This is a genomic window from Acidimicrobiales bacterium (genome assembly GCA_030747595.1).
Lineage (GTDB): Bacteria > Actinomycetota > Acidimicrobiia > Acidimicrobiales > MedAcidi-G1 > UBA9410.
This window is the reverse complement of record JASLKK010000046.1, coordinates 1-867: the sequence shown is the minus strand read 5'-3', so window position 1 is coordinate 867 and position 867 is coordinate 1. Positions and strand designations below refer to the sequence as shown.

The window sequence follows — 867 nt, the reverse complement described above, 5'->3', positions numbered from 1 at the left end:
TCCCCTACCATACGTGCCTCTCTTGCAAAGATGGGAGTTGTTAATAGTATCGGATACGATTAGCCATTGGAGCTATTGCACTATGTAAAGATAGTTTCAGTATTGTTCTTTGACAAGGGGCTGATCGGTTTCGACGTAGCGGTTGTTTCGTCGGATCGTGCGACCGGAGTTGCTCAGACTCCAAAACGGGGCACACAAAGACACGGCAACTCTCGTGTCGCTCTCGCCGCCTGATCTAATCAGGTGATAGAGAGTCATTGGGACCAGTAATGATACCCGGGGCCTGATCACTACAGCCTGGCAACAGAAGTAGTGGTGGACAGCAGGGAAAGACCGCTGACGGCAGGAAAGAACGCTGACATCGGAGAAAGATCCGACGGTGAGGCCTTTAGGCCCATCTGACCCGGCAGCGTGGATACCGTAATCCACAATCTCGGGAATGGTCGTAACGCGGACGGTGAACCCGAAACGGACGGGGGTTCGATTCCCCCCAGCTCCACCAAGTCAAATAATGATGCCTAGTATCAAAATCTCAACTAGGAGTTATGCGCAAATGGTAGGTATTCATGGCGCCTCACAAATGATCCGGAAGCAAACTTTCCCGAAGCACTATCAACGCTAAATTTCGGACAATTCTGAAGGATTTGTTGAAGTGCTACTTTCCCCATAGTTCGAGCTACAGCGGCCCCTAAACAGTGGTGTGGGCCGTACCCCAGACTCAAGATTCGTTTAGGCTTCCTATCTACTAATAACGTGTCAGAGGTCGGTCCGAACTCTTTGGGATCACGATTTGCTGAAGCATAAAGCATCAAAACTTTTTTACCTTCCGGAATCATTACACCATGCTTGTGCACTTCTTTTGTTGTT

General features: G+C 49.4%; 1 protein-coding gene and 1 other RNA gene. One reads left to right on the top strand and one right to left on the bottom strand.

The window, feature by feature from the left end:
* The first annotated feature begins 116 nt into the window (after nucleotides 1-116).
* Nucleotides 117-502, top strand: a transfer-messenger RNA (tmRNA) gene (gene ssrA / locus QF777_11990).
* 34 nt (nucleotides 503-536) lie between these two features.
* Here the strand turns inward: ssrA and QF777_11985 are convergent.
* Nucleotides 537-867, bottom strand: a 331-nt coding sequence (locus tag QF777_11985; protein ID MDP6912256.1) for a cytochrome P450, incomplete at its 5' end; no start/stop codon positions are given.